General features: G+C 31.6%; 24 protein-coding genes and 1 tRNA gene. 13 read left to right on the forward strand and 12 right to left on the reverse strand.

Features of this window, described 5'->3' with window-relative positions; translation table 11 throughout:
- Positions 1 to 78 precede the first annotated feature (78 nt).
- The 8 genes from nuoF to NAB20_RS02010 form a co-directional block, all read right to left on the reverse strand.
- Positions 79 to 1,446, reverse strand: a complete 1,368-nt coding sequence (gene nuoF, locus NAB20_RS01975) for an NADH-quinone oxidoreductase subunit NuoF (RefSeq protein ID WP_375605423.1) — start codon at positions 1,444 to 1,446, stop codon at positions 79 to 81.
- A gap of 4 nt (positions 1,447 to 1,450) precedes the next feature.
- On the reverse strand, positions 1,451 to 1,990 hold the full coding sequence (gene nuoE / locus NAB20_RS01980) for an NAD(P)H-dependent oxidoreductase subunit E (RefSeq protein WP_105195326.1): 540 nt from the start codon (positions 1,988 to 1,990) through the stop codon (positions 1,451 to 1,453).
- Positions 1,991 to 1,994: 4 nt separating this feature from the next.
- Positions 1,995 to 3,230, reverse strand: coding sequence for an NADH-quinone oxidoreductase subunit D (locus tag NAB20_RS01985; RefSeq protein ID WP_375605424.1), 1,236 nt, complete (start codon positions 3,228 to 3,230; stop codon positions 1,995 to 1,997).
- A gap of 15 nt (positions 3,231 to 3,245) precedes the next feature.
- Positions 3,246 to 3,767, reverse strand: a complete 522-nt coding sequence (locus NAB20_RS01990) for an NADH-quinone oxidoreductase subunit C (protein WP_375605425.1) — start codon at positions 3,765 to 3,767, stop codon at positions 3,246 to 3,248.
- A gap of 1 nt (position 3,768) precedes the next feature.
- Complete coding sequence (locus NAB20_RS01995; RefSeq protein ID WP_088393505.1) at positions 3,769 to 4,320, reverse strand: NADH-quinone oxidoreductase subunit B; 552 nt, start codon at positions 4,318 to 4,320, stop codon at positions 3,769 to 3,771.
- 80 nt (positions 4,321 to 4,400) lie between these two features.
- Entirely contained in the window at positions 4,401 to 4,766 is a 366-nt protein-coding gene (locus NAB20_RS02000; RefSeq protein WP_088393503.1) for an NADH-quinone oxidoreductase subunit A, read from the reverse strand.
- A gap of 155 nt (positions 4,767 to 4,921) precedes the next feature.
- Positions 4,922 to 6,469 (reverse strand): ribonuclease E/G, encoded by a 1,548-nt coding sequence (locus tag NAB20_RS02005; RefSeq protein ID WP_127823264.1) that lies wholly within the window; start codon positions 6,467 to 6,469, stop codon positions 4,922 to 4,924.
- Between the two features lie 338 nt (positions 6,470 to 6,807).
- Positions 6,808 to 7,116 (reverse strand): HU family DNA-binding protein, encoded by a 309-nt coding sequence (locus NAB20_RS02010; RefSeq protein ID WP_014164151.1) that lies wholly within the window; start codon positions 7,114 to 7,116, stop codon positions 6,808 to 6,810.
- A gap of 131 nt (positions 7,117 to 7,247) precedes the next feature.
- Here NAB20_RS02010 and mutY point away from each other — a divergent pair, with 131 nt between their 5' ends.
- From mutY to NAB20_RS02045, 7 genes are all read left to right on the forward strand, one after another.
- Positions 7,248 to 8,279 (forward strand): A/G-specific adenine glycosylase, encoded by a 1,032-nt coding sequence (gene mutY, locus NAB20_RS02015; protein ID WP_105195329.1) that lies wholly within the window; start codon positions 7,248 to 7,250, stop codon positions 8,277 to 8,279.
- 42 nt (positions 8,280 to 8,321) lie between these two features.
- Positions 8,322 to 8,744 carry a single-stranded DNA-binding protein gene (locus NAB20_RS02020; protein ID WP_088393497.1) on the forward strand — a complete coding sequence of 141 codons (423 nt, stop codon included), beginning with the start codon at positions 8,322 to 8,324 and terminating at the stop codon, positions 8,742 to 8,744.
- 2 nt (positions 8,745 to 8,746) lie between these two features.
- Entirely contained in the window at positions 8,747 to 9,310 is a 564-nt protein-coding gene (gene gldD, locus NAB20_RS02025; protein WP_105195330.1) for a gliding motility lipoprotein GldD, read from the forward strand.
- 139 nt (positions 9,311 to 9,449) lie between these two features.
- Positions 9,450 to 10,856 carry a TolC family protein gene (locus tag NAB20_RS02030; protein ID WP_375605426.1) on the forward strand — a complete coding sequence of 469 codons (1,407 nt, stop codon included), beginning with the start codon at positions 9,450 to 9,452 and terminating at the stop codon, positions 10,854 to 10,856.
- 16 nt (positions 10,857 to 10,872) lie between these two features.
- Positions 10,873 to 11,832 carry an HlyD family secretion protein gene (locus NAB20_RS02035; protein ID WP_105195332.1) on the forward strand — a complete coding sequence of 320 codons (960 nt, stop codon included), beginning with the start codon at positions 10,873 to 10,875 and terminating at the stop codon, positions 11,830 to 11,832.
- Positions 11,833 to 11,850: 18 nt separating this feature from the next.
- Positions 11,851 to 13,020, forward strand: coding sequence for an ABC transporter permease (locus NAB20_RS02040; protein WP_375605427.1), 1,170 nt, complete (start codon positions 11,851 to 11,853; stop codon positions 13,018 to 13,020).
- A 97-nt stretch (positions 13,021 to 13,117) separates the two neighbouring features.
- A complete protein-coding gene (locus NAB20_RS02045; protein WP_105195334.1) occupies positions 13,118 to 13,678 on the forward strand; it encodes a Crp/Fnr family transcriptional regulator in 561 nt (186 codons plus the stop codon).
- A gap of 86 nt (positions 13,679 to 13,764) precedes the next feature.
- Here the strand turns inward: NAB20_RS02045 and NAB20_RS02050 are convergent, their stop codons facing one another.
- From NAB20_RS02050 to rplU, 3 genes are all read right to left on the reverse strand, one after another.
- Positions 13,765 to 14,217, reverse strand: coding sequence for a 6-carboxytetrahydropterin synthase (locus NAB20_RS02050; RefSeq protein ID WP_105195335.1), 453 nt, complete (start codon positions 14,215 to 14,217; stop codon positions 13,765 to 13,767).
- A 77-nt stretch (positions 14,218 to 14,294) separates the two neighbouring features.
- Positions 14,295 to 14,555, reverse strand: coding sequence for a 50S ribosomal protein L27 (rpmA, locus tag NAB20_RS02055; protein WP_088393666.1), 261 nt, complete (start codon positions 14,553 to 14,555; stop codon positions 14,295 to 14,297).
- Positions 14,556 to 14,580: 25 nt separating this feature from the next.
- Positions 14,581 to 15,009, reverse strand: coding sequence for a 50S ribosomal protein L21 (gene rplU, locus NAB20_RS02060; RefSeq protein WP_088393664.1), 429 nt, complete (start codon positions 15,007 to 15,009; stop codon positions 14,581 to 14,583).
- A 191-nt stretch (positions 15,010 to 15,200) separates the two neighbouring features.
- Between rplU and NAB20_RS02065 the strand changes: the two genes are divergently transcribed.
- From NAB20_RS02065 to NAB20_RS02090, 6 genes are all read left to right on the forward strand, one after another.
- The gene (locus NAB20_RS02065; protein WP_375605428.1) at positions 15,201 to 16,502 is read left to right on the forward strand and encodes a M16 family metallopeptidase; all 1,302 of its coding nucleotides are present in this window, start codon (positions 15,201 to 15,203) and stop codon (positions 16,500 to 16,502) included.
- On the forward strand, positions 16,499 to 17,851 hold the full coding sequence (locus NAB20_RS02070) for a M16 family metallopeptidase (protein ID WP_375605429.1): 1,353 nt from the start codon (positions 16,499 to 16,501) through the stop codon (positions 17,849 to 17,851). The genes NAB20_RS02065 and NAB20_RS02070 overlap by 4 nt, the downstream gene beginning before the upstream one ends.
- Before the next feature lie 249 nt (positions 17,852 to 18,100).
- A complete protein-coding gene (locus NAB20_RS02075; RefSeq protein WP_105195337.1) occupies positions 18,101 to 18,871 on the forward strand; it encodes a TatD family hydrolase in 771 nt (256 codons plus the stop codon).
- A gap of 114 nt (positions 18,872 to 18,985) precedes the next feature.
- Positions 18,986 to 20,122, forward strand: a complete 1,137-nt coding sequence (locus NAB20_RS02080; protein WP_088393656.1) for a 1-acyl-sn-glycerol-3-phosphate acyltransferase — start codon at positions 18,986 to 18,988, stop codon at positions 20,120 to 20,122.
- Positions 20,106 to 21,140 carry an asparaginase gene (locus NAB20_RS02085; RefSeq protein WP_088393654.1) on the forward strand — a complete coding sequence of 345 codons (1,035 nt, stop codon included), beginning with the start codon at positions 20,106 to 20,108 and terminating at the stop codon, positions 21,138 to 21,140. Before NAB20_RS02080 ends, NAB20_RS02085 begins: the two co-directional genes overlap by 17 nt.
- 7 nt (positions 21,141 to 21,147) lie before the next feature.
- Positions 21,148 to 21,234: transfer RNA gene (locus tag NAB20_RS02090), tRNA-Ser, on the forward strand.
- 1,136 nt (positions 21,235 to 22,370) lie between these two features.
- Here the strand turns inward: NAB20_RS02090 and NAB20_RS02095 are convergent.
- Positions 22,371 to 24,047, reverse strand: a complete 1,677-nt coding sequence (locus NAB20_RS02095; RefSeq protein ID WP_375605430.1) for a thiol-activated cytolysin family protein — start codon at positions 24,045 to 24,047, stop codon at positions 22,371 to 22,373.
- Positions 24,048 to 24,872 lie beyond the last annotated feature (825 nt).

The raw sequence follows: 24,872 nt of genomic DNA on the forward strand, positions 1-24,872 counted from the left end.
CCAAAGGGGGAATCGGGAAATTTAAGTTAATATTATTTAGTCTCCTGCTCCTCCCCTTTGGGGAGGTTGGGAGGGGCTTTATATTGTTTGCTTCGCTACTAAATGTCTTACTTTTTCGAAAGGTTCATTTACGTAGTGGTCTCTATTTTTAATTTTTTCAGGGAAACGAACGTGGTATTCAAATTCTTCTCTGAAGTGACGAATAGCTGCTGCTACTGGCCACGAAGCTGCATCTCCTAATGGACAGATGGTGTTTCCTTCAATTTTTGATTGAATGCTCCATAACAGTTCGATATCTTCTTCACGTCCTTGTCCGTTTTCAATTCTCCAAAGGATTTTTTCTAACCAACCTGTACCTTCACGACATGGGGTACATTGACCACAAGATTCATGATGATAGAAACGTGAGAAATTCCAAGTGTTACGAACGATACAAGTAGTGTCATTATAAACAATGAATCCACCTGAACCTAACATGGAACCTGTTGCAAAACCGCCATCAGATAATGATTCGTAAGTCATTAAACGATCATCACCATTGGCTGTTTTATAAATTAAATGCTGTGGCAAAATAGGCACAGAAGAACCACCAGGCACTAACGCTTTCAAAGGACGGTCATCAATCATACCGCCTAAGTATTCATCAGAATTCATAAATTCTTCAACTGTAAGACCTAATTCAATTTCATAAACACCAGGATTTTTAATATGTCCAGAAGCTGATATTAATTTAGTCCCAGTAGAACGACCCACACCAATTTTAGCATATTCTTCCCCTTTGTTCATTACAATCCAAGGCACTGCTGCAATAGATTCTACATTGTTTACTACAGTTGGATTAGCCCATAATCCAGAAATTGCTGGGAATGGAGGTTTAATACGTGGATTTCCTCTTTTACCTTCTAACGATTCGATTAATGCTGTTTCTTCTCCACAAATGTAAGCACCAGCACCACAATGCACGTGTAAATCTAAATCGTATCCAGTTCCTAAAATGTTTTTTCCTAACCAACCCGCAGCGTAAGCTTCTTTAATGGCTCTTTCCAAAATTTTGAAAACCCACATATACTCACCACGGATGTAGATATACGATAAATTAGCACCTAATGCGTAAGAAGAAGTAATCATACCCTCAATTAATAAGTGAGGAATATACTCCATTAAGAAACGGTCTTTAAAAGTACCTGGCTCCGATTCGTCAGCATTACAAACTAAGTGACGAGGACGACCTGATTTTTTATCGATAAAGCTCCATTTCATTCCCACAGGGAAACCAGCACCACCACGACCACGAATACCTGAAGTCTTTACTTCTTCAGTTACTTCATCCGGAGTCATTTGCTTTAATGCTTTTTCAACCGAAGCATAACCTCCATTTTGACGGTATACTTCATAGGTTTTGATTCCCGGGATATTTATTTTTTCTAATAATATTTTTCTTCCCATAGCACTATTTATCCAATAATGTTACTTTACCAGCTTTACAGTCCTCTATAAGTTGGTCTATTTTTTCTTTTGTTAAATGTTCGTGGTAAAAATCTCCTAATTGTAACATAGGCGCATAACCACAAGCACCTAAACACTCTACGCCACGCACTTCAAATAATCCGTCGGGGGTAGTTTCGCCTAATTTTACACCTAACTTATCGCAAGTATAATCCATTAGGTTTTCTACGCCACGTGTAGCACAACAAGAGGTTTGACAAAACTCAAACATATATTTACCAATAGGTCTTCTATTGAACATGGTATAGAAAGAAACTACTTCGTAAACCTCTACTGGTTTTATTCCAAGAATTTCGGCTACTTTGTCTTGCAACGCATAGCTTAACCAGTGATCATGTGCATCTTGTACCTCGTGTAATACCGGGATTAAAGCCGATTTACGTTTATCATCAGGATAATGACTGATTAATTCATTAATACGCGTCATTAACTCTGGTGTGATATTTATTTCTTGTTTATAATGGGTATAATCGTGTTTTTCCATAGCATTAAGCGTCTAATTCTCCCGCAATAACATTTAAACTTGATAAAGTAGCAATAGCATCTGATAAGTTTTGCCCTTTAACCATATCGATATAAGCTTGGTAATAAATAAAACAAGGTCTGCGGAAATGTAAACGATACGGTGTACGGCTTCCGTCAGTTACCAAGTAAAAACCTAATTCACCATTTCCTCCTTCAACTGCTTGGTACACCTCAGTTAATGGCACTGGAACTTCACCCATGACAATTTTAAAATGCCAAATTAGTGATTCCATAGTGGTATATACATCCTCTTTTGGAGGTAAATAATATTCTGGAACATCCGCATGGAAAGGACCTTCAGGCATTTTAGCTAAAGCTTGCTTGATAATGCTGATACTTTCCCAAACTTCTGCATTACGCACACAGAAACGGTCATACGTATCGCCTGATTTTCCAACTGGAATATTGAATTCAAAATCTTCGTAAGACGAGTACGGTTGTGCTACACGCACATCATAATCAATACCCGCTGCACGTAAATTAGGACCTGTAAAACCATAACTCATGGCTTTTTCAGCAGCGATAGGACCCACGTTAATAGTTCTATCCATGAAGATACGGTTACGATTTAGTAAGCTTTCAAATTCAGCCCAAACCGCAGGGAAATCCGCTAAGAAAGAGTCGATTTTTCTCCAAACTTCTGGTGACCAATCTCTTTCAAAACCACCCATACGTCCCATATTAGTAGTCAAACGTGCACCACAAATTTCTTCGTAGATTTCATAAATTCTTTCACGATATTCAAATACATAAAAGAATCCCGTCATAGCACCTGTATCTACTCCTAAAATAGAGTTACAAATAATATGGTCAGCAATACGCGCTAATTCCATTACAATGACACGCATGTACTGTACCCGTTTAGGAACATCAATTCCTAATGCTTTTTCTACAGTCATCCACCAACCCATATTATTGATAGGCGATGAACAATAGTTCATTCGGTCTGTCAAGACATTGATTTGGTAAAAAGGACGGTTTTCTGCAATTTTTTCAAAAGCACGGTGAATATAACCTACTGTTCCTTCTCCATCAATAATTCTTTCTCCATCCATTAAAAGGATGTTTTGGAAAATACCGTGAGTAGCAGGGTGAGTAGGTCCTAAATTCAATATAGCAAGTTCGCTACCATCCTCGTTTCTTCTTTTTTCGATGATGCTAGCATAACGCTCTTCTGGTTTTAATAATAACTCTGACATTGATTTTCAGTTTTATTAACAATTATGAGTAGTTCTTCCAAAGAAACGATCGTCTTTATCTGTACGCCCACCATCTTCTAATGGAAATTCCTTACGCATTGGAAATACTGTCATTTCATCCATATTCAAAATACGTTTTAATTGCGGATGTCCTTTAAACTTGATTCCGTAGAAATCATAGGTTTCGCGTTCTTGCCAGTTAGCACTTAAAAAGAGAGCTGTAACAGAGTCAATTTCAGGGTTATCTATCGGTAGAAAGCATTTGATGCGGATACGAACACCATCAATCCAATTGTGCATGTGATATACTGTACCTAATTGACGACTGGCTTCATATTCAGGATAATGTACACCACAAACATCGGTTAAAAAGTTGAAACGTAAGGTAGTATCTTCTTTTAAGAATTTCATAACTTCTACAATAGCATCTGAAACTACTTCGAAAGTTAAAATATCATGTATTAGAACGAAATCAGATACTTTTAATCCGAATTGTTCCATTAATTTTTGTTGAATAAGAGCGTTCTCTAATGCCATATTATTTGATGTTATAAGAACCTAATAATTCTTTATATTCGTCTGAACTACGACGGCGAACCGACTCATTTTTCACAATTTCTTGTAGTCGCATAATGCCGTCTAAAATTTGTTCGGGTCTTGGTGGACAACCAGGTACATAAACATCTACAGGAATTACTTTATCTATACCTTGTAAAACTGAATAGGTATCAAATACCCCACCTGATGAAGCACAAGCACCTACGGCAATAACCCATTTTGGTTCTGACATCTGCTCATATACTTGACGTAAAATAGGTGCCATTTTTTTAGAAATAGTCCCCATAACTAAAAGCATATCGGCTTGACGAGGCGAGAAACTCATCCGTTCCATACCAAAACGTGCCACGTCATAATGTGCACCTGCTGTTGCCATAAACTCAATACCACAACAAGAAGTAGCAAACGGCAAAGGCCATAACGAGTTAGCACGTGCTAATCCCACTACATCACTTAGTTTAGTAGCAAAAAAACCCTCTCCAGCATATCCGTCTGGTGCAGCTACCGTTTTATATTTTGAAGAATCACTCATTTTAGATTATTTTGAATTTTGAATTTTGAATTTTGAATTAGTTGTTTTTAATCCATTATTCATCATTTAAAATAAATTCATTATTCCCACTCCAATCCTTTTTTCTTAATTACATAGTAAAAACCTACTACTAACAAAAACATAAAAATTCCCATTTTTAGTAGTCCATCCATTCCCATTTCACGAAAATTTACTGCCCAAGGATACATAAATATAACCTCGACATCAAATAAAACAAAAAGAATAGCTACTAGGAAATATTTTACAGAAAAAGGAATTCGCGCATTACCTATTGACTCAATACCGCATTCAAAGTTTTTATCTTTATTGGCAGAATGGCGCTTAGGACCTAATAAACTAGAGATAAAGATTGTAGCTCCTACAAACCCAACAGCCAGTCCTACTTGCATTAGAATAGGTATAAAATCCAGTTGATTTGATTGCATAATTATGATAATTAATCCAAGCTACAAAGATAAGGGCGTAGGGCGAAATATCAATTTTTGTAGAAGAAAATCGAGTAAATAATTGTTATTTTTATTCATTCTAAACAATAATTAAAGATATAAAAAAACCGCTTAGGATGCTAAGCGGTTTTTTATTAATCTTCTACAGGATTTCCAGTTTCATCTAAAAACCTATATTCTAAATACGTGTATGCGTCACGTGGTATTATTTTAATCCATCTTTTATGCTCAAAAAACCATTTTGAACGTATTGATGGAAAACCTTTTGTAAGGTAAGCAGCAATAAACGGATGCACGTGCAAACGCACCTTTTTATACTTCTTGATAATTCTTTCCAACTCAGAAGCTATTTTATCAACTATGGCAATAGGAGCTTCAATTTCTCCCTTTTCATTATTTGGATCTTCTTCTCGAGTTTTTATACTTACCTCAGGTCGAACACGCTGACGCGTTATCTGCACAAGACCAAATTTACTTGGAGGTAAGATTTTGTGTTTTGCCTTATCATCACTCATTTCTTCTTTTAAGAAATCAAATAAAACTTTTCGATTATCTGGATTTTGCATATCAATAAAATCGACCACAATAATCCCTCCCATATCACGAAGCCTTAACTGACGCGCTACTTCTGCTGCTGCAATTAAATTAACTTCAAGGGCTGTATCTTCTTGCGATGTTGCTTTATTTGATCTATTACCGCTGTTAACATCAATAACATGCATAGCCTCGGTATGTTCAATAATCAAATAAGCTCCTTTGCTCATGGAAACAGTTTTACCAAAAGAGGTTTTAATTTGACGCTCTATTCCGTATTTTTCAAAGAGCGGAATTTCTTTCGAATTATAGAGTTTAACGATTGATTCTTTTCCAGGAGCTATTTCTTGCAAATACTCCTTAGTTTCCTGTAACAACTGTTCATCATCTGTTAATACTGAGGTAAAAGTATCATTAAAAACGTCTCTTAAAATGGAAGAGGCTCTATTTAATTCACCTAATACTCTAGAAGGATGCTGAGCCGTTGGAATTCGCTTACACATTGCAGACCATTTGTCTAACAAATTATGCAAATCTTTGTCAATTTCAGCTACTTTTTTGCCCTCGGCTACTGTACGTACAATAACCCCAAAACCTTTTGGCTTGATGGATAATACCAAACGTTTTAAGCGTTCTTTTTCTTCTTTTGAGTGTATTTTTTGAGAAACGGATACTCTCTCTGAAAAAGGAACTAAAACGATATACCTACCAGCTAAGGACAGTTCCGAACTAATTCGAGGTCCTTTGGTTGATATTGGCTCTTTTACAACTTGAACTAAAATTGATTGGTTAGCATTTAAAACATCTGTTATTATACCATTCTTATCAATTTCAGGCTCAAACTGAAATGTTTTTAGGAAAAAATCGTTGAATTTACCTGTGCATACTTGTTTAATAAATTTCAATTGAGAAGATAAATTGGGTCCCAAATCATGATAATGCAGGAAAGCATCTTTATCAAAACCTAGATTAACAAAGGCAGCGTTTAACCCTGCTACTGGTTTTCTAATTTTTGCAATATAGATATCCCCTACTTGAAATGCACCTGAACTATCTTCGTCTTTATGTAATTCTATTAGTTTTCCATCTTTTAATAAGGCAAAATCTACAGCACTTTCACTTGATCTAATAATTAGTTCTTTATTCACGGCGTAAATTTTTATCCCGACTTTTTGGCAACAGGCAATAAGCAAAAAACTTATTCCTTATAGCTAATTGTAAGGATGGATTAAACATTTCTTTTACAGGTAATAAACCCGTAGGATTTAAATAATACAGATTAGAAAATATTTAAAGAAACAATCCTTAATCTATAATCTTAAATCTCATTTTCAATGAACGTTTAAAAAGAAAAAAGTAGTTTAAGAACTACTTTTTCTTTTTATGACGATTAGCTCTCGCTCTTTTTTTACGTTTGTGAGTCGCTACCTTATGTCTTTTTCTTTTCTTACCACTTGGCATAACTTTGTTGGTTTTATGTTAATAATTATTTCGATTCTTCTAATACTTCTACGTTAACTTTTTCTTTCACCCCTTCTACAAATACTTTTGCAGGTTTGAAAGCTGGGATATTGTGAGCTGGAATTTTGATAGTTGTATTTTTTGAAATATTTCTACCTGTTTTTTCCGCTCTTGTTTTAATAATAAAACTTCCAAACCCTCTCAAATAAACATTATCACCTGTTTCTAACGAATTTTTAACTTCGTCCATAAAAGACTCTACTGTAGCCTGAACATCTCCTTTTTCTAAGCCTAGTTTATCAGCAATTTTAGCTACGATATCTGCTTTTGTCATTTTATATAATAATTAAGTTTATTGCATTTTTTTGAGTTTGCAAATATAGAAATAAAAAAAAGAATAATTCAAGTATAATTGATTAAAATTTAATCACATAAACATTTATTTTTGTAAACCAATTTAAGAACATGAATTTTAGCGATACAATTATAGCTTGGTATCAACTTCACAAAAGAGATCTTCCTTGGCGTAAAACAACAGAGCCTTACTTGATTTGGCTGTCTGAAATAATCCTACAGCAAACCCGTGTAAACCAAGGACTTCCCTACTATCAGGCCTTTACAAAAGAGTACCCAAAAATACAAGATTTAGCAAGAGCTGAAGAGCAAGAAGTTCTTAAATTATGGCAAGGTTTAGGCTATTATTCTAGGGCTCGAAATCTTCATGCTACGGCTAAATACTTAACAGAATATAACGATGGAATATTCCCTAACAACTATCAAGATCTTCAAAAATTAAAAGGAATTGGTGAATATACGGCTGCTGCTATTGCTTCTTTTTCTTATAATGAGTGCGTTCCTGTTATAGATGGCAACGTATATCGTGTTATTGCTCGTTATTTTGGCTTAGACCTGGATATTAGCTTACCTAAGACTAAAAAGTCTTTTTTTCAACTAGCTTCGGAGATTATTAATCCAAATGAACCTGCTCAATTTAACCAAGCTATCATGGAGTTTGGGGCATTACAATGCACTCCTCAAAATCCGAATTGCACTATTTGTCCGATACAAAATAGCTGCTACGCACTAAGCACAAACAATATCACTAACTTACCTTTCAAAACAAAGAAAACAAAAATAACAAATCGGTATTTTCATTATCTATTAATTATTGATCAAAAGCAAAAGGCTTTATACCAACAAAGAACTCAAAAAGATATTTGGCAAAATTTATATGAACTTCCTTTATTTGAAACATTAAAAAAAGAAAAAATAAGTGAAATAAAAAATCGTATTTCTGAACAATATTCAAATAGTAAGTCCATTACTCTTTTAGAGCATGAACAAATAATTCATAAATTATCTCATCAAAATTTAGATATTAATTTTTGGAAAATAGAACTTTGCACAGATCATGAAGTTGGATTATCATATAATGAGTTAAAAAAATTACCTACTCCCATTATTATTCATAATTTTTTAGAAAGAACTCCATATTAAAATTTTGATTATATTTGATACTATTATAAAATACATGCCATTATGAACGGAACGTTAAACAAAGTAATGCTAATTGGGCATTTAGGAGATGAAATAAAAATGCACTATTTTGACGGTGGTAACTGCATTGGTAGATTTCCATTGGCAACAAATGATATATATATCAATAAAACAACTGGAGAAAAAATAACTTCAACGGAATGGCATAATGTTGTAGTCCGAAATAAAGCTGCCGAAATTTGCGAAAAGTATCTGACAAAAGGAGATAAAATATACATTGAAGGTCGTATCAAATCAAGACAATGGCAAGCCGAAGATGGCTCAACTAAGTACACTACTGAAATACAAGTAACTGAATTTACCTTTCTAAACACAAAAAAAGATTCAGAATCGTTTAAAAATTCGTCAGAAACGCCCAAAAGTGCTAATTTTGACAATCCAATAGAAAACGATTTACCCTTTTAAACATGAATAAAAACATAAAAAGGCTTTTATTAGCACTAACTACTTGCTTCATTACAATTAGCTGCAAAAATGATGTGATGCCTAAACCAAAAGCCTATTTAAATCTAGAATACCCTAATGCTCACTATATTAACTTCAAAAAAGCCTGTCAATATGAGTTTAAATACAACTCATTAAGCAATATCAAAGATCAAGGCGAATGTAATTTTCATATTGATTATCCTAAACTAAAGGCAACTGTTTATCTAAATTATCGTCCCGTACAAAACAACATAGAAACACTTTTACGTGATGCTCAAAAACTAACTTATGAACATGTTGTAAAGGCGGACAACATTACGGAACAGCCTTATATTAACTCTGAGCATAAAAAATTTGGCATGTTTTATGAAGTTGGAGGCAATGCTGCTTCTCAATCGCAATTTTATGTAACAGATAGTACTAAACATTTTTTAATGGGATCTATCTATTTTTACGCAAAACCTAATTTTGACTCTGTTTTACCTGCAGCTCATTATATCAAAAATGATCTTAAAGTACTGATGGAGAGTTTAAAATGGAAGTAATTTTTTAAAATCAAGCAGATACTAGAATACTATTTTTGTAAAAATCTATTTTTAAACGTTTGAGTTTTTCTTTTTGATATATATCAAAAGATTTCATTTTTTTTAGTTAAAACTTTGCAATGTAAATCAAATGAAAAAAATGGAACATTACAAGAAAATCATTTCTGCATTGCTTTTATTAATACCTCTCATGCTTAATGCTCAAACAGCACCAAGTCTTGAGACATTAATTAGTGAAGCTTTAAAAAGAGACGCTTCTATAAAAAATCAAGTTTTAGAATCTCAAACAATTACTTTAAACAAAAGAAAACTTAAGGATGTATTTTTACCTAAGGTAGATATATCAGGAAAAGCAGGCTATCTTGATATAACAAACATATCGCATTCTAAAGCAATAGACATTGCTCCTATAAATCCTCTTTTCCCTGGAATAGCAATTCCTGAGGGAGCCTTAGATAATAACTTTAATTTATCTGGATTTGAGGGAGCTGCAAAAATCGACGCAACTATTCTTCTTTATTCGGGTGGAAAAATAAAACACTTAAAACAAGCACTTGAAGAAAAAAACAAGGCCGTAATGGCACTTAAATTAAAAAATGAAGATGATGTAACCACTCAAATCATACAATCTTATGATCAGTTTGCATTACTAATTCAATCAAAAAAAGTTCTAAATGAGGGCTTGAAAAGATTAGAAGCTAATAAAAAATTAGCAGAAAAAGCACTAGGTTACGGCCTTATAACAAAGTATGACTATCAAAAAATAGATCTAGCGGAGGCTACTCTTAACTCCAAATTGGTCGAGTACGAAGGTAAAAAAGAATTACTGATCATTCAATTACATATTTTAACAGGTATAGAGACTGAAAAAATAGCATTAATAGAACCTACACTACAAAAAATAAATTACACAGTTTCTGACAGTAGTATAGAAAATCGAGCTGAAATAAAGGCGTTAGATCACGGAATGAAAGCCATAGACGCTAAAATAAAAGCGGATAAAACATGGTGGATTCCCAAGGTTCAAGCTGGCACTTCCTTATCTTATCTAGGTTTTTATAATGGTCATTTATCTTCATCCAAAAATTTGACTCCAAATATTAACAAAAAGCTAAACATGGATCTAACGAATAAAAATCTTTTCCCTATTTTTCGAATTGGATTAGGTTTTAAGTGGGAGATTTTTGACGGAAATGAAAGCGATCACGAAATCGAGAAATCTAAAATTGAAAAGGATATTTTAGAAAATAAAAAATCGGATGCGGAAAGAAAACTAACGTTAAACCTAGCTAACAACCAAACAAATTACAAGATAGCTGATGCGCAAATAAATCTAAAGGCAAAAGCAAAAGAAATTGCTCAAAATGCTTTAGATCAAGCTGAAAAGGAGTTCAAATATGGCTTAATAAAATCAAATCAATTAATTGAGGCTGAAAATGATTTACAAATGGCTGAATTAGAATATCAAACATCTATTTTTAATCAGAGAAGAGCTGCAATAGAGCTCATGAAATCAACCCAGAGCTTAGATATTCAGAAACTTTAAAATCAAACTTATTACAATGAAAAACAATACCATAAAAACATTCGCTATAATTAACTTATTTACATTAGTAGCTTGCAACAACCAAGTAAAAGAGAGAGAGATAGAAGGAAAAACTAAAAAAGAAACTGTTTCTTTTGCTCCAAAAGTTACAGGTAGAATTTTAAAAATATATGCTGAAGAAGGACAAATAATACATACGGGAGATACTTTAGCTCTTTTAGATGTACCTGAAGTTTCTGCAAAGATTGCACAAGCAAAAGGAGCTACTACAGCAGCAGTTGCACAAGCACAAATGGCTAAAAATGGAGCTACTTCCGATCAACTTATTCAACTAAGAGCTAAACAGAAGGGACTTTCAGAACAGTTTGAATACGCTAAAAAATCATTCAATAGAGCACGAAACATGTATAACGATAGTTTGATGGCTCAACAACAGTACGATGAAGTATTGGCAAAATACCAAGGAGCTAAAGCACAATTAGATGCTGTTAATGCGGAATTACATGATGTAGAAATCGGAACAAGAATTGAAAAAATAAATATGGCAGAAGGACAAGCGTCTCAAGCAAAAGGTGCCTTACAAGAAGCTAATGTAGTCTATTCTGAACGCTATATTATAGCCACTAATGATATGGAAATTGAAACCATTTCCTTAAATGTGGGGGAATTAGCTACTGCTGGATACCCTTTATTTAATGGTTATATTCCTAATTCTACATTCTTTCGTTTTACTATACCAGAAAGTAAAATTTCTAAATATCAAAAAGGAATGAAAATAAACATAATATCTAAGTATAGTAATCAAGAATTTACAGGTAATATAGTAGCCCTAAAACAACTAGCTAAATATGCTGATATTACGACAGCGTATCCTGATTATGAACCAGGAGAGGCCGTTTATGAAATAAAGGTTATACCAACAGACAGAGTCAAACTAAATAATTTATTAGTCAACTCAAGAGTTACTTTGAAATAATCTTAACACTTAAAAAACATGACACAGTTAAGATATTTATTAAAAAGAGAGTTTAAATTATTTTTAACAAACAGAACCATTTTTTCTGTATTTTTTATAGGCCCTATCATATATGCACTATTATTAGGTTTTACTTATCAGAAAGGCAAAATAACAGATATCCCTGTCATTATAATTAATCAGGATCAATCGCCTATGTCTAATCAAGTAATTGAAATGCTTGAAGACAACAAGACTATTAAAGTTTTAAATTATCTAAATGAACCTTCTAATTTAAAAGAAGAAATAATAAAAACGCAAGCAAGCGCCGCTATAGTTATACCCAAACGGTTTGAAGCTAATATTCTTCAAAAAAAATACCCTGAAATAAATGTGTATTTTAATAATTCGAATGTTTTAACAGCTAATTTTGCTTCAAAAGCCATTCAGTTAACGTTAGGTACATTTTCTGCTGGTGCAGAAATAAAATCCTTTCAAAGAAAGGGGATGAATTTTAATCAAGCTAAGGAAAACATTGAATCTTTTAAAGCTAATTATATTTCATTATTTAACACTACGGGAAACTATCTACTTTTTATGTGGCCTGCTATAATGGCTGTTGTGCTACAACAAGTAATTCTTTTAGCTATGGCTGTTACGTTTTCAGAAGAATTCAAAAGAGATTCATTTATAAGAGATTTTACAGGAAAACATCAATATCCTATTTTAATAATGTTCATTAAATGTTTACCTGTTTGGTTATTTTCGTATCTAAACATTTTGGTTTTTTATATATGTGCTTTGTATTTTAGAATCCCTATTCCAGATAACATTCTAAATTTCTTTTTACTAACAAGTGCATTTATAATAGCAACGACTAATTTAGGTGTCTTTTTTAGCATTCTAATACCCGATGCTCTTAAAGCAACGCAAGTTTTAATGGTAATTGCATCTCCAGCATTCATTATTAGTGGCTTTACTTGGCCTAGTAATGCTATGCCTTCATTTATAGAAAATTTCAGCAAAATAATCCCTTTAACACCTTATTTGGAAGCTATGAAAATCATGGTAATAGAAAAAGGCCCAAGTTATTTGACTTCAAAGTTTTTCTGGCATTTATTTATTCTAGGTTTGGTGTTCTTTTTCCTAGGGTGGGGCGTTTTAAAAATAAAAATCAAACAAATTTTTAAAGATCTCCATATTTCCTGAGATCTATTTTTCTTAGGCGTTTAAAAAAACAAAACAGTAAAGGCGTTTCAATGTATTGGAACGTCTTTTTTTATATTTTTGCAAAAACGTTGTAAGAATGAATTTAATTGAAGAGCTAAAAAAACATATAAAAGTTGATAATGAAATTGAGCGTTTTTTAAGAGATGAATGCAAGACTAAGACCTTTAAAAAAGGGGAAATACTAAGCCAACAAAATCATTTTAACCATACTGTTTTTTTTGTTAACGAAGGCTTAATAAGGATGTTTTATTTTGAAAATGGAAAAGATATTACTGCTGATTTTTATGATGAAGGAAGAACAACTGCCAATATTGACACTCTTTTTGAAAACAAACCTACTCGCTATAACATCGAAGCCTTAGAAAACTCCGTTATTACCACTTATAATTATGAGAAACTACAAGAACTTTGTATGAACTCTATAGCGGCAGCTAATTTTAGTCGATATCTTTTAAGTAAATTAACGCTTCAAATGTCTAAAAGAATCTCTTCACTACAATACATGACAGCCAAAGAGAAGTACATCCAACTTTTAGAAGAAAACAGAAATATCATTCAAAGGGTTCCTCTAGGTATGATTGCTTCTTTTTTAGGAATATCACAAGAAACTTTAAGTCGTATAAGAAGTAATATTTAAATTATATGCCTTTTTTGAATAATATTTTCCGAGTTTACTGTCCTTTCTCTTATTAAAAAACGAAATTCTTTTCTAAAGTTTATTTTTTATATATTATCACTTGCATACCATTCTGCAAAAGAGCTTTCTGTTTCTTGTAATCGCAATGAGTGTAACTGAATTTGAGCAGGCAAACGTTTCTTAATTTTAGCAGCAAAATCAACTACCATATTCTCACTGGTAGGCTGGTAATCAACCAATATAACATGATGCCCTCTTTGTTTTAATTCATTTGCTAATTCTATGTGTGGTGTAGTTTCGTTAAAAACTGTGGCATGATCAAAAATATCTACTATTTCTTCTTTCACAATTTTTTTTAAATCTGAAAAATCAATAACCATTCCGTATTTTACATTTTCTTTATCTGTTATTGGACTTCCGATAACGGTTACAGAAAGTTTATAACTATGTCCGTGAACATTTTTACACTTCCCGTCATACCCATAAAGGGCATGCCCTGTTTCAAAATTAAACTGTTTGGTAATTCTAATTTTACTCATAATAAAAATAAAAAAGCAAAGGTATAAAAAAAGCGCTCACATAGCGAGCGCTTTAAGTTTTTATTGTTCTATTAAGACTATGCTTCAAAAGGAACCACAGAAACATAAGACTTATTGTCTTTCTTTTTCTGAAATGCTACAACACCGTCAACTTTAGCGTGTAAAGTATGATCTTTACCCATATAAACGTTTTCACCAGCATTATGTTTTGAACCTCTTTGTCTTACAATGATGTTACCTGCAATAGCAGATTGACCACCAAAAATCTTAACACCTAAGCGTTTCGATTCTGATTCTCTACCATTCTTAGAACTACCGACACCTTTCTTGTGAGCCATGATGTAATGGTTTTAAAAGTTAATATTATTCGTTAGTATCTTCTTTTTTAGCTTTAGTAGCTCTTTTTTTAGGAGCTGCTTCTTCAGTAGCTACTTCTGCTTTAGGAGCTGCTTCTTTTTTAGGAGCTGCTTTTTTTGAACCACTAGCGGATATTCCTTCTACTAAAATTTGAGTAAGATACTGTCTGTGACCGTTTCTTTTTTTGTAACCTTTTCTTCTTTTCTTTTTGAAAACGATTACTTTGTCACCTTTTAAGTGTTGTAATACTTTTGCTTCTACTGAAGCACCTTCTATAGCTGGGGCGCCTAAAGTTACGTTTCCGTTATCATCCAATAAAAGAACTTTGTCAAAAGTAACTTTTGAACCTTCTTCATTAGCTAGACGGTGTACGAATACTTTTTGGTCTTTGCTTACTTTAAATTGTTGCCCTGCTATCTCTACGATTGCGTACATAACAATAATGGTTTATTAATTTTTAAGTTTGCAAATATACAATTTCTTTCGAAATCAACAACTTATCATTTAAAAAATTCTTACTATCTGTAAAAAAAACTAATTACTTTTATTACAATGATTTAAAATGTATTTTTGACATTTATCATAATCTTTCTATAATCGTATCTACACAATTATTTTAATTACTTATGCACATACCCAATATATCTCCTCTAGGTGGAACTCTTCAAAATACGCCGCTAGATTTTACGCTTTATAATTTAGAAAACGGATTAGAAGTCATTTTATATTCTGATTGCACTATTCCTGTAGTCGTTACATCTATCATGTATCATGTAGGATCTAAAGATGATCCAGAAGACAGAAGAGGATTTGCTCATTTTTTTGAACACCTTCTTTTTGAAGGTACTCAAAATATAGCACGAGGAGAATGGTTTAAGCTGGTTTCTGCTAATGGAGGTACTAATAATGCCAACACTAGTGAAGACCGAACGTATTACTACGAAGTATTTCCTTCACATCAATTAGAACTTGGTTTATGGATGGAAGCAGAACGTTTGCGCCATGCCGTTATCAACACCATAGGGGTTGACACACAAAAAGAGGTTGTGAAAGAAGAAAAAAAAATGCGTTATGACAATCGTCCTTATGGTCAATTATTAGCACAAGTAAAAAAACATCTTTTTCTAGTCCATCCTTATAAAAACACTACCATTGGCGAGATAGAAGATATTAACGCTTCAACCTTGACAGAGTTTCAAGATTTTTATAAAAAATATTACACTCCAAATAACGCTGTTTTAGTAGTAGCTGGCAATATTGAAATAGAACAAACACAAAATTGGATTCAAAAATATTTTAGTTCTATTCCTTCTAGCTCTAGTATTGAACGAAAAAAAATACTTGAAGAACCTATTAAGAAAACTATTTTTGCTGAATATGAGGATCCTAATATACAAATTCCAATGTTGGTTCTTGCTTACCGAACACCTTCTATGAAAGAAAAAGAATCGAGAGTATTGGACTTTGTGTCTAGTTATTTTAGCGATGGACAAAGCTCTAAACTCTATAAAAAATTGGTAGATGAAAAAAAGATGGCACTTCAAGTTGGTGCTCTCAACATTTCCTTAGAAGACTATGGATTGTACATTATTTATGCACTTCCTATGAATGGCATTGATTTAAAAGATCTAAAACAAGAAATTGATAAGGAAATAAAACAATTACAAGAGAATCTTATCTCAAATCATGATTTTCTAAAATTAAAAAACAAATATCAAAATCATTTAATTGATGGTAAAACAAATTTAGAAACTATTGCACACGATTTAGCTTCTTTTCATCTCTTGTACAAAAACATTCATTTAATCAATACTGAATCAGACTTACTAAACAGTATTAATCCAAATGAGATACAATTAGTTACCCAAAAACACTTAAACACTAATCAACGTTTAGAATTAATCTATAAGCCTAAAAAAACAGTATGAATTTAGCTATACAACCCTTGGCAGGTGCACTTCCCCAATTACAATTTCAAGAACCTAATTGTTTTGATCTACCTAATGGTCTAAAAGTATTGGTCGTTGAAAATCATACGCTTCCTCGTGTTTCCTTACATTTACAAATTGACAATCCTCTTTTTAATGAAGGTAACAAAAAAGGAGTCAGCACCCTTACTTCTTCTTTATTAGGTAAAGGTTCGAAAAAAACACTTAAAGAAGATTTTTACGAAGAAATTGACTTGTTAGGTTTTGAATTTTATTTACATGCTTCTGGTGGAAAAGCCATTGGTCTATCAAAATATGCAGGTCGAATGATAGAACTTTTTTCAGAAGCTCTTTTATCCCCTCATTTTACAGAAGAAGAATTAGAAAAGGAACGTTTAAAAATAATAGAAGCATTACGTTCAAACGAAAAAAACATTCAAAACATACTCAATAAGGTAGAAAACACCTTGGTATTTGGTTCATCTCACCCAAAAGGTGAATATGTTACAGAAGAAACATTAAATAATGTTAAGCTTATTGATATACAGAATTATTACAACACTCATTTTACGCCTCAAAATGCCTATTTAATCATTATAGGCGACGTACAATTTGACATTGTAAAAGAAAAAGTTATTTTCGAATTCTCTAAATGGATCAAAAATAGTAGCCAAACATTTATCATTCCAGATCCTCCCGTAATTGATGAAACCGAAATAAACTGGGTCGATCTCCCCAATGCTGTTCAAACCGAAATTAGTATTGTAAATACAATATGCTTGCCCATGAATAGTCCTGATTATTTTTCAGTTCTTATGGCTAATCAAATTTTAGGAGGAGGTGCTGATGGTCGCTTATTTCTAAATTTAAGAGAAGACAAAGGTTGGACCTATGGTGCTTACTCTTCTGCATCAGCCAATAAGACGATAACAAAATTTAAAATTTCAACACAAGTTCGCAATGAAGTAGTGGCTGATGCTGTTAATGAAATATTAAAAGAAATTCATAAATTACATAATGAATTAGTTCATACTAACGAATTAGCATTAGCCAAATCTAAATATATTGGTCATTTCATCATGCAGTGTCAAAAACCAGAATCAATAGCTCGCTATGCTCTTAATCGCAAAATACAAGAGCTTCCTATTGATTTTTATTCCAATTACATTCAAAAAATAAACACTGTACAACCAGAAGATATTTTGCGCGTAGCTCAAAAATATTTTTTAGCCAATAACTGTCTGATTATCATTATAGGAAATGGAACTGAAATCAAATCACAACTCATTAAAACCAAATACAAAATAAAAGAGTTTGATAATAATTGTAATTTATTAAGCTCTGATTAATCATACTAAACCAATTATTTAATTTTAACCCAAATTACGTAACAGAAACGCACTACAGATAAAAATATCTTTGGATCTAAATTTTTTTGTACTTTTTTATTTCCTTTACCTTTCCATCTTCACCATAGAGTCTAATGCGTAATCTGGGTTAATGCTTAGATATACTATTAATATCCATTTCTTTCTTAAAACGATCCTTTTCAATCTGCCTTAGAAAAAGTAACTTTGCCTAATAGAAAAGTTAAAATTATGATTCTTACGGACACTCATACGCATTTATATTCATCTCAATTTACTGAAGATCGTTCTGAAAGTATAAAAAGAGCAATAGATCTTGGCATAAATCGTTTTTTTATCCCAGCAATTGACTCTAGCTATTTAGAAAGAATGTATAAATTAGAAAAAGAGTATCCTGAAAACATTTTCCTAATGATCGGATTACATCCATGTTATGTAAAACCCGAAAGCTATAAACAAGAATTAGCCTTAATAGAAGAAGAATTGACCAAAAGAAATTTTTATGCTATTGGAGAAATTGGAATTGATTTATACTGGGATAAATCAACTTTAGAAATTCAAAAAAAAGCCTTTAGACATCAAATACAATTAGCAAAAAAATACAAACTTCCTATTAATATTCATTGTCGTGATGCATTTGATGAAGTATTTGAAATATTAGAATTAGAAAAAGGAGAGGGTCTTTCAGGAATTTTTCATTGTTTTACAGGAACTTACGAACAAGCATTAAAAACGATTGGCTATGGTTTAAAATTAGGCATTGGAGGAGTTGCTACCTTTAAAAATGGACAAATAGATCAATTTTTAAATCAGATTAATCTTAATCATATAGTATTAGAAACAGATGCTCCTTATCTGGCCCCTACTCCTTATAGAGGGAAAAGAAATGAGAGCGCATATATCATGCTCATTGCTCAAAAATTAGCTACGCTTTACAACTGTAGTGTTGAAGAAATAGCATCTATAACAACTCTTAACTCCAAAGAAATATTTGGTATTTAATATTTTAACAAAATAAGGAAAAGCTAAATCTGATGCACTATTTAGGTTTTTAAAATTTCTTTATTCAAAATTGTTTATTTTTTTGTTCATTTGTATTAGAAATTTGAATTTGCGATGCCAAAATTTGATGCTATAAGACCGTATTATGATGCCGAAGTAAATCAAGCATTACAAAATGCTGCAAATCATCCCATTATCAAAGAAATAATGAATTTTGCTTTTCCAAACGTAGAAGATAGCGTTTGGAAAGAGCAGTTGTTGCGTACGCACTCTATTCGTGATTTTCAATGTAACTTTTTATATCAAGCTATTCAAAAGATAGTAAAAAAGAGCTCAGATGGATTGAGTACTTCTGGATTTGAAAAATTAGAGCCTAACACCTCTTATCTTTTTATATCCAATCATCGTGATATTATACTTGACACCTCTCTACTCAATATTTCATTATTTGACCATGGATTGGTAATGACAGCATCAGCAATAGGAGATAATTTGGTTAAAAAAGACTTTTTACGTTCATTATCTCGATTAAATCGTAATTTTATTGTTCAGAGGGGACTTCCTCCTAGAGAACTTTTACAAAGTTCGCAATTAATGTCTGAATACATAGAACAACTATTATTACGTGAAAACCGATCTGTCTGGATTGCTCAACGAGAAGGAAGAACTAAAGACGGACATGATGCCACCCATACAGGCGTTTTAAAAATGCTCGCAATGGCTGCTAATGAACGAAATGTTTTAGATTATTTCAAACAAATTAAAATCGTTCCTGTTTCTATTTCTTACGAATACGACCCAACTGATGCTTTAAAAATGCCACAACTAATGGCAGAAGCTAACAATGAAACGTATCAAAAAAGTTCCAATGAAGATTTTGATAATATATTAAGAGGTATTATAGGTCAAAAAAAACATATTCATATTCATATAGGGAATATACTAGATACTGAATTGGATCATATTAAATTGGAAACATCAAACAGCAACAAACAAATTCAAGAAGTTGTCAAAATCATAGATGATTCTATTCTTCAATCTTACCATCTATGGCCAACAAATTATATTGCTTATGATTTACTTTTCAAATCCAATCGTTTTGAATTAAAATACAGTCTACAAGAAAAATTACTTTTTGAAAGACGTTTAGAAATGCGAATAGATAGTAAAAATCAAAAAATAATGGAAAGCTTCTTAGCAATGTATGCCAATCCTGTTGTTAATAAATTAAAGTATGAGCCTAATCTCTAAATCCAATATATTACTAATTTATACTGGAGGCACTATCGGGATGGTAAAAGATACCGAAACAGGTGCTCTAAAAGCTTTTAACTTTAATAAATTATTAAAGAATATCCCTGAGTTAAAGCTATTAGATTGTAATATAGCAACTATTTCTTTTGAAAAACCAATAGATTCTTCCAACATGAATGTGGAAGGATGGGTAAAAATAGCTCAAATTATAGAAACTCATTATGATCAATATGATGGTTTTGTAGTTCTACATGGCTCGGACACCATGTCTTATTCTGCTTCTGCTTTGAGCTTCATCTTAGAAAATTTAGAAAAACCCGTCATATTTACCGGATCTCAATTACCTATAGGTGATTTACGAACCGATGCCAAAGAAAATTTAATAACAGCTATTCAAATTGCGTCTTTACAAGAAAGAGGAAAACCCGTTATTTCAGAAGTTTGTTTATATTTTGAGTATAAACTTTATAGAGGCAATCGTACAACTAAAATAAGTGCTGAACACTTTAATGCCTTTATTTCGCCCAACTTTCCTTTTTTAGCGGAGTCTGGTGTTCATTTAAAAGTAAATGAAGAATATCTCCTTAAAAAAAGCATAGACAAAAAATTACACGTTAACCTTCAATTTGATACACATGTTGCAATTCTAAAGATGTTTCCTGGCATATCAGAATCTGTTATTAATGCTATTCTATCAATACCTCATCTAAAAGGCATTGTATTAGAAACATACGGATCAGGCAATGCCCCCACTCTTGATTGGTTTATTAATCTATTAGATCAAGCTATACAAAAAGGGATTCACATTGTAAATGTAACACAATGCTCTGGCGGGAGTGTCAGTATGGGACATTACGAGGTAAGCTCACAATTGAAACAAATAGGGGTAATTTCTGGAAAAGATATAACTACTGAGGCAGCCATAACAAAATTAATGTTTTTATTAGGCCAAAATATTGGATTTTCAATTTTTAAAACTATCTTTGAAACCTCTATTCGAGGTGAAATGGAATAGCAAAACTAGAGAGGTGTCCGAGTGGTTGAAGGAGCAAGCCTGGAAAGTTTGTATGTGGGTAACTGCATCGAGGGTTCGAATCCCTTCCTCTCTGCTAGAATATTAATAAACAATTGCAAAACCCTTTAAATACTATATTTAAAGGGTTTTTTAGCATTATCAAATAATCATTTAAATAAAATTTACAGCGCACTTCTTGGGGCTCTTTATGAAGACACAACAAATGACTAAAAAACGAGGCGATCCTTTTCGGATCGCCTCATTATATTATTCTAAATTTACATTTAGAATAAGAAAAAAAAACAATTAACTATAATCTAAATAAACTAATTATTAACTAAAAAATTGATATAAAAAGCATCTCTTAATTCCTTTAACAACTAACATCATTTTATATCTTTTCACATTTAGATTTAATATTTTAACTTTATAAATCTACTCCTGCTACTTTCATCTTTATCAACTAAAACAATATTTTTTAAGTAATTACTTCCCTTATTATATTGATCCATATAATCGGCAGTTATCAAACAAAATGTATTCGATTATAATTTATAAAATTAAAAAGTTGATCCCATTAAAAAAGTATACTATCAAAAAGTCTTTCTCTTTTTATCTAAAAAGCGAATAAACAGCCGCATTCTATTAATCATAATTCATTTTCCTTTCATCACTAACACCTTACAAATATAACATTTTGAATTGAAAAATAAAAATTATATAACAAATTATATTTTATTTAACAAATATTTAAAATAAAAGCCAAATACTAGTCTTTGTCATGAAGATAAAAAGACAGAGAGAATAAAAATGTATACAAATTTTTATCGCAGACCTATTTTACTACATTGGGGCAAAAAATAGGCGTTTATTTTACGTTTAAGGTCATTTATAACTTGTATTAAATTTCGAAAATGTAACTTATTAAAATTTTAAATCATACAGCAGGTAATTATTAGCAAGCATCAGAAAAATACCTTTTGAAATCATATAATAAAAATTCATGATAAGAAAAGCATCATTATTTTAATTATTTATTCATCTTATATCATTAAGTTCATAGCATAAATATCTAATTTTAACCAAACAATCAGTCGGATCTATTTTTTTGAAAATAGCTTACACAAAATATTTCCAAGATTATCGGAATGTTTTAGTAAAAAAGAGGTTGTCCAAAGTTTAGGACAACCTCTTTATAGTATTTTTAAATTGTTACTTTGAATAGGAATATTAGTTTATACGGCTATTTCCTTTACCTATAATCGTAAAATTCACATACGGCGCGGCTTTTCCTCCAATACTTCCTCTAATTCTAATATTATTTTCTAGTTTTTCCATAGAAGGTCTTACACTATTATTGTATAACTCGTTTTCTGTTATTTCTTTAAAACCAACTAAAACATTATTGGTTCTAGCTGCTTCTACAGGCGCATAGGAGCCAAAACTTATCGTTTTATCATCGAATGAATATGAAATTTGGTTATATGTCCCTTTTGAAGTACCATATTGATTAACTGCTAAAGCATATCCATATTTTCCAGCTGGAATAGAGCTTGGTGGTAAGTTTAAGAAACCACTACCAGACCAAGGAGTATAATTTTTTAATATAATTTCTCTATCTGTATTATTAAATATAATAATTTTAGCACAACTATTATAACCATACTCCTCGTGTAATTTATCTACTCCTTTTTTAGCATCTTCAAGAGTTTTGGTTGTGTATAAAGATTCTTCACATTCTGAATATGTAGATACTCCATTAACATTATGAGTAGCATCAAGGTTAGATTCTATATTTACAGCTGTATACTCTATTGGATACCCTGGATTATCTTTAGAAACCTCTGCTCCATTCACAACGAAATCTCTTACTTTTTCAAAATTTCCTGCAAAAGCTCCAAATGCTGCATCTAATCCACCAGCTGCATTACCTCCTAATTGTTTTGCATATACTTTTGTATTTTGTAATGTAGTAGAATATTTTGATTTTTGATCTACCGATATTGTTGCGGCTGGATTCTTATATGCAAAATTTAAAGCTTGTTCCATTTCGAAAGAACTTTCATCTGATTCATAAACTAAAGTATATAATCTACCATATGTTACAGATGATATATAAACAGCTGGGTTATTTGGCCCAATATATTTATCAAATTCAGCTCTCGGATAACCCTTTTTTATCCAACCAAAATCTCCCTGAAGACCTGGTTTTGCAGATACTGACACGTTAAAGAATTTTTGCTTAAGTGTTACAGCATAATATGTCTTATTCTTTTTAAAGTTTATACCTAAACTAGCTGATAAACCTACAGAAGGTCCTGTATAACCTACTCCTAATGCTACTTGTAATTGTTTACTGTCATACGTTCTCTGAATTTCAACTGCATAATTAGCTGGAAACTTAGTTCCTGATGTATAATATGAATTTAATATCTTTTCTAAAGCACCTTGTACTTTACCAGCTGTTGGATCTTCTACTTCCAAACTTGATGGTTTTGATTCATTGGATGAAAAAGCATCTACTTTTACCTCAATAACATTTCTTCCTTTTGGATCGATAGGAATAGACGCTAAGTTTCCTGAAATAATAGTTGATCCTTGAACAATGTTTCCTGGCCACAATAAATGAGTCCCTCCTCCTAATTTTGAAAAGTTATCAAATGTCTTGTTATAACTTTCCTCAATTGTCTTACAACTAGAAGATCCTGCTTGATCTTGTGGTGACGAAACGATTCTTCTACTAATTTGTAATTCCGATTTAGGACCATCGTGAATACTCCCTTGCTTAAGTTCTTTTCCTTCGTTATCTGATCCCTTAGTTGCAACATCTTCTTTATTACAACTCAAAACAGACAATTGCATTACCGCTAGTAATGCCCATTTGGCGTTTAATTTTAAAAAATTCATATATTTATTTATTTGTAATTATTTCTCCTATATATTCTTTATATTTTTATTGGTTATAAAAAATACTACATAAACCTCATTCCTATTTCCTTATAAAGAATCCAAATAAATGGACTATCATCTTTACCAATCTTTCTGTTTATTTAATATTTTTTTTCATTAATAAGGCTATTCTTGTATTTATTAGGTCTAATTTAGATTACTTACTTTTCAAACGACTTAGAATATGATGCTATAAAAAATAAGTAACAAAAATTAAAAACATTACACTTTCTTCTCTCCCATTTGGTTGATAACCATTACATCAAATAGCGATAATTCAATTTCTTTTTAAATATTATTCTCTTGCACAAAGATAACATTTTTTATTCAAAACATGTTTTTTATAACAATTTTATGTTTTATTTAACTTCGTATAATTTATTTAAGCTGAAAAAAACACATTTAAGAATAAAATATATTTTTAAATAATAAAACAACTAAAAAATCACAAAGTATTATAAAGCAAAGTAAAGAATAACAAAAAAAACAATTGTGCTTTTTCAATAATTAATCATGATAGTGTTAGTGTTTTAATTTATAGTTATTGTTTTTAAATGTTTACAAAACAATTATTCTTATCTTAATCAGAAATCAACCAACGGAAAACCTGAAATAAATACTTACGAAGCCATTGTATTTAATTTAATTTTATTATATCATCTTATCTTTAATTAACAAATACTGCTAAATAAAATGAAACACAATAAAGGTTTTCTGAGAAACTTATATCTGTTGATATAAATTTTACTAGGATCATAATTTATAAAATGATTTTTATTGAGA

Origin of the sequence: Flavobacterium davisii, assembly GCF_042182265.1 — a bacterium.
Classification (GTDB): Bacteria; Bacteroidota; Bacteroidia; order Flavobacteriales; family Flavobacteriaceae; genus Flavobacterium; species Flavobacterium davisii.

Excerpts from the sequence above, each read along its gene's own strand:
- nuoF (WP_375605423.1), bottom strand. The coding sequence starts at position 1,446 with ATGGGAAGAAAAATATTATTAGAAAAAATAAATATCCCGGGAATCAAA.
- nuoE (WP_105195326.1), bottom strand. The coding sequence starts at position 1,990 with ATGGAAAAACACGATTATACCCATTATAAACAAGAAATAAATATCACA.
- NAB20_RS01985 (WP_375605424.1), bottom strand. The coding sequence starts at position 3,230 with ATGTCAGAGTTATTATTAAAACCAGAAGAGCGTTATGCTAGCATCATC.
- NAB20_RS01990 (WP_375605425.1), bottom strand. The coding sequence starts at position 3,767 with ATGGCATTAGAGAACGCTCTTATTCAACAAAAATTAATGGAACAATTC.
- NAB20_RS01995 (WP_088393505.1), bottom strand. The coding sequence starts at position 4,320 with ATGAGTGATTCTTCAAAATATAAAACGGTAGCTGCACCAGACGGATAT.
- NAB20_RS02000 (WP_088393503.1), bottom strand. The coding sequence starts at position 4,766 with ATGCAATCAAATCAACTGGATTTTATACCTATTCTAATGCAAGTAGGA.
- NAB20_RS02010 (WP_014164151.1), bottom strand. The coding sequence starts at position 7,116 with ATGACAAAAGCAGATATCGTAGCTAAAATTGCTGATAAACTAGGCTTA.
- mutY (WP_105195329.1), top strand. The coding sequence starts at position 7,248 with ATGAATTTTAGCGATACAATTATAGCTTGGTATCAACTTCACAAAAGA.
- NAB20_RS02020 (WP_088393497.1), top strand. The coding sequence starts at position 8,322 with ATGAACGGAACGTTAAACAAAGTAATGCTAATTGGGCATTTAGGAGAT.
- gldD (WP_105195330.1), top strand. The coding sequence starts at position 8,747 with ATGAATAAAAACATAAAAAGGCTTTTATTAGCACTAACTACTTGCTTC.
- NAB20_RS02030 (WP_375605426.1), top strand. The coding sequence starts at position 9,450 with ATGGAACATTACAAGAAAATCATTTCTGCATTGCTTTTATTAATACCT.
- NAB20_RS02035 (WP_105195332.1), top strand. The coding sequence starts at position 10,873 with ATGAAAAACAATACCATAAAAACATTCGCTATAATTAACTTATTTACA.
- NAB20_RS02040 (WP_375605427.1), top strand. The coding sequence starts at position 11,851 with ATGACACAGTTAAGATATTTATTAAAAAGAGAGTTTAAATTATTTTTA.
- NAB20_RS02045 (WP_105195334.1), top strand. The coding sequence starts at position 13,118 with ATGAATTTAATTGAAGAGCTAAAAAAACATATAAAAGTTGATAATGAA.
- NAB20_RS02050 (WP_105195335.1), bottom strand. The coding sequence starts at position 14,217 with ATGAGTAAAATTAGAATTACCAAACAGTTTAATTTTGAAACAGGGCAT.
- rpmA (WP_088393666.1), bottom strand. The coding sequence starts at position 14,555 with ATGGCTCACAAGAAAGGTGTCGGTAGTTCTAAGAATGGTAGAGAATCA.
- rplU (WP_088393664.1), bottom strand. The coding sequence starts at position 15,009 with ATGTACGCAATCGTAGAGATAGCAGGGCAACAATTTAAAGTAAGCAAA.
- NAB20_RS02065 (WP_375605428.1), top strand. The coding sequence starts at position 15,201 with ATGCACATACCCAATATATCTCCTCTAGGTGGAACTCTTCAAAATACG.
- NAB20_RS02070 (WP_375605429.1), top strand. The coding sequence starts at position 16,499 with ATGAATTTAGCTATACAACCCTTGGCAGGTGCACTTCCCCAATTACAA.
- NAB20_RS02075 (WP_105195337.1), top strand. The coding sequence starts at position 18,101 with ATGATTCTTACGGACACTCATACGCATTTATATTCATCTCAATTTACT.
- NAB20_RS02080 (WP_088393656.1), top strand. The coding sequence starts at position 18,986 with ATGCCAAAATTTGATGCTATAAGACCGTATTATGATGCCGAAGTAAAT.
- NAB20_RS02085 (WP_088393654.1), top strand. The coding sequence starts at position 20,106 with ATGAGCCTAATCTCTAAATCCAATATATTACTAATTTATACTGGAGGC.
- NAB20_RS02095 (WP_375605430.1), bottom strand. The coding sequence starts at position 24,047 with ATGAATTTTTTAAAATTAAACGCCAAATGGGCATTACTAGCGGTAATG.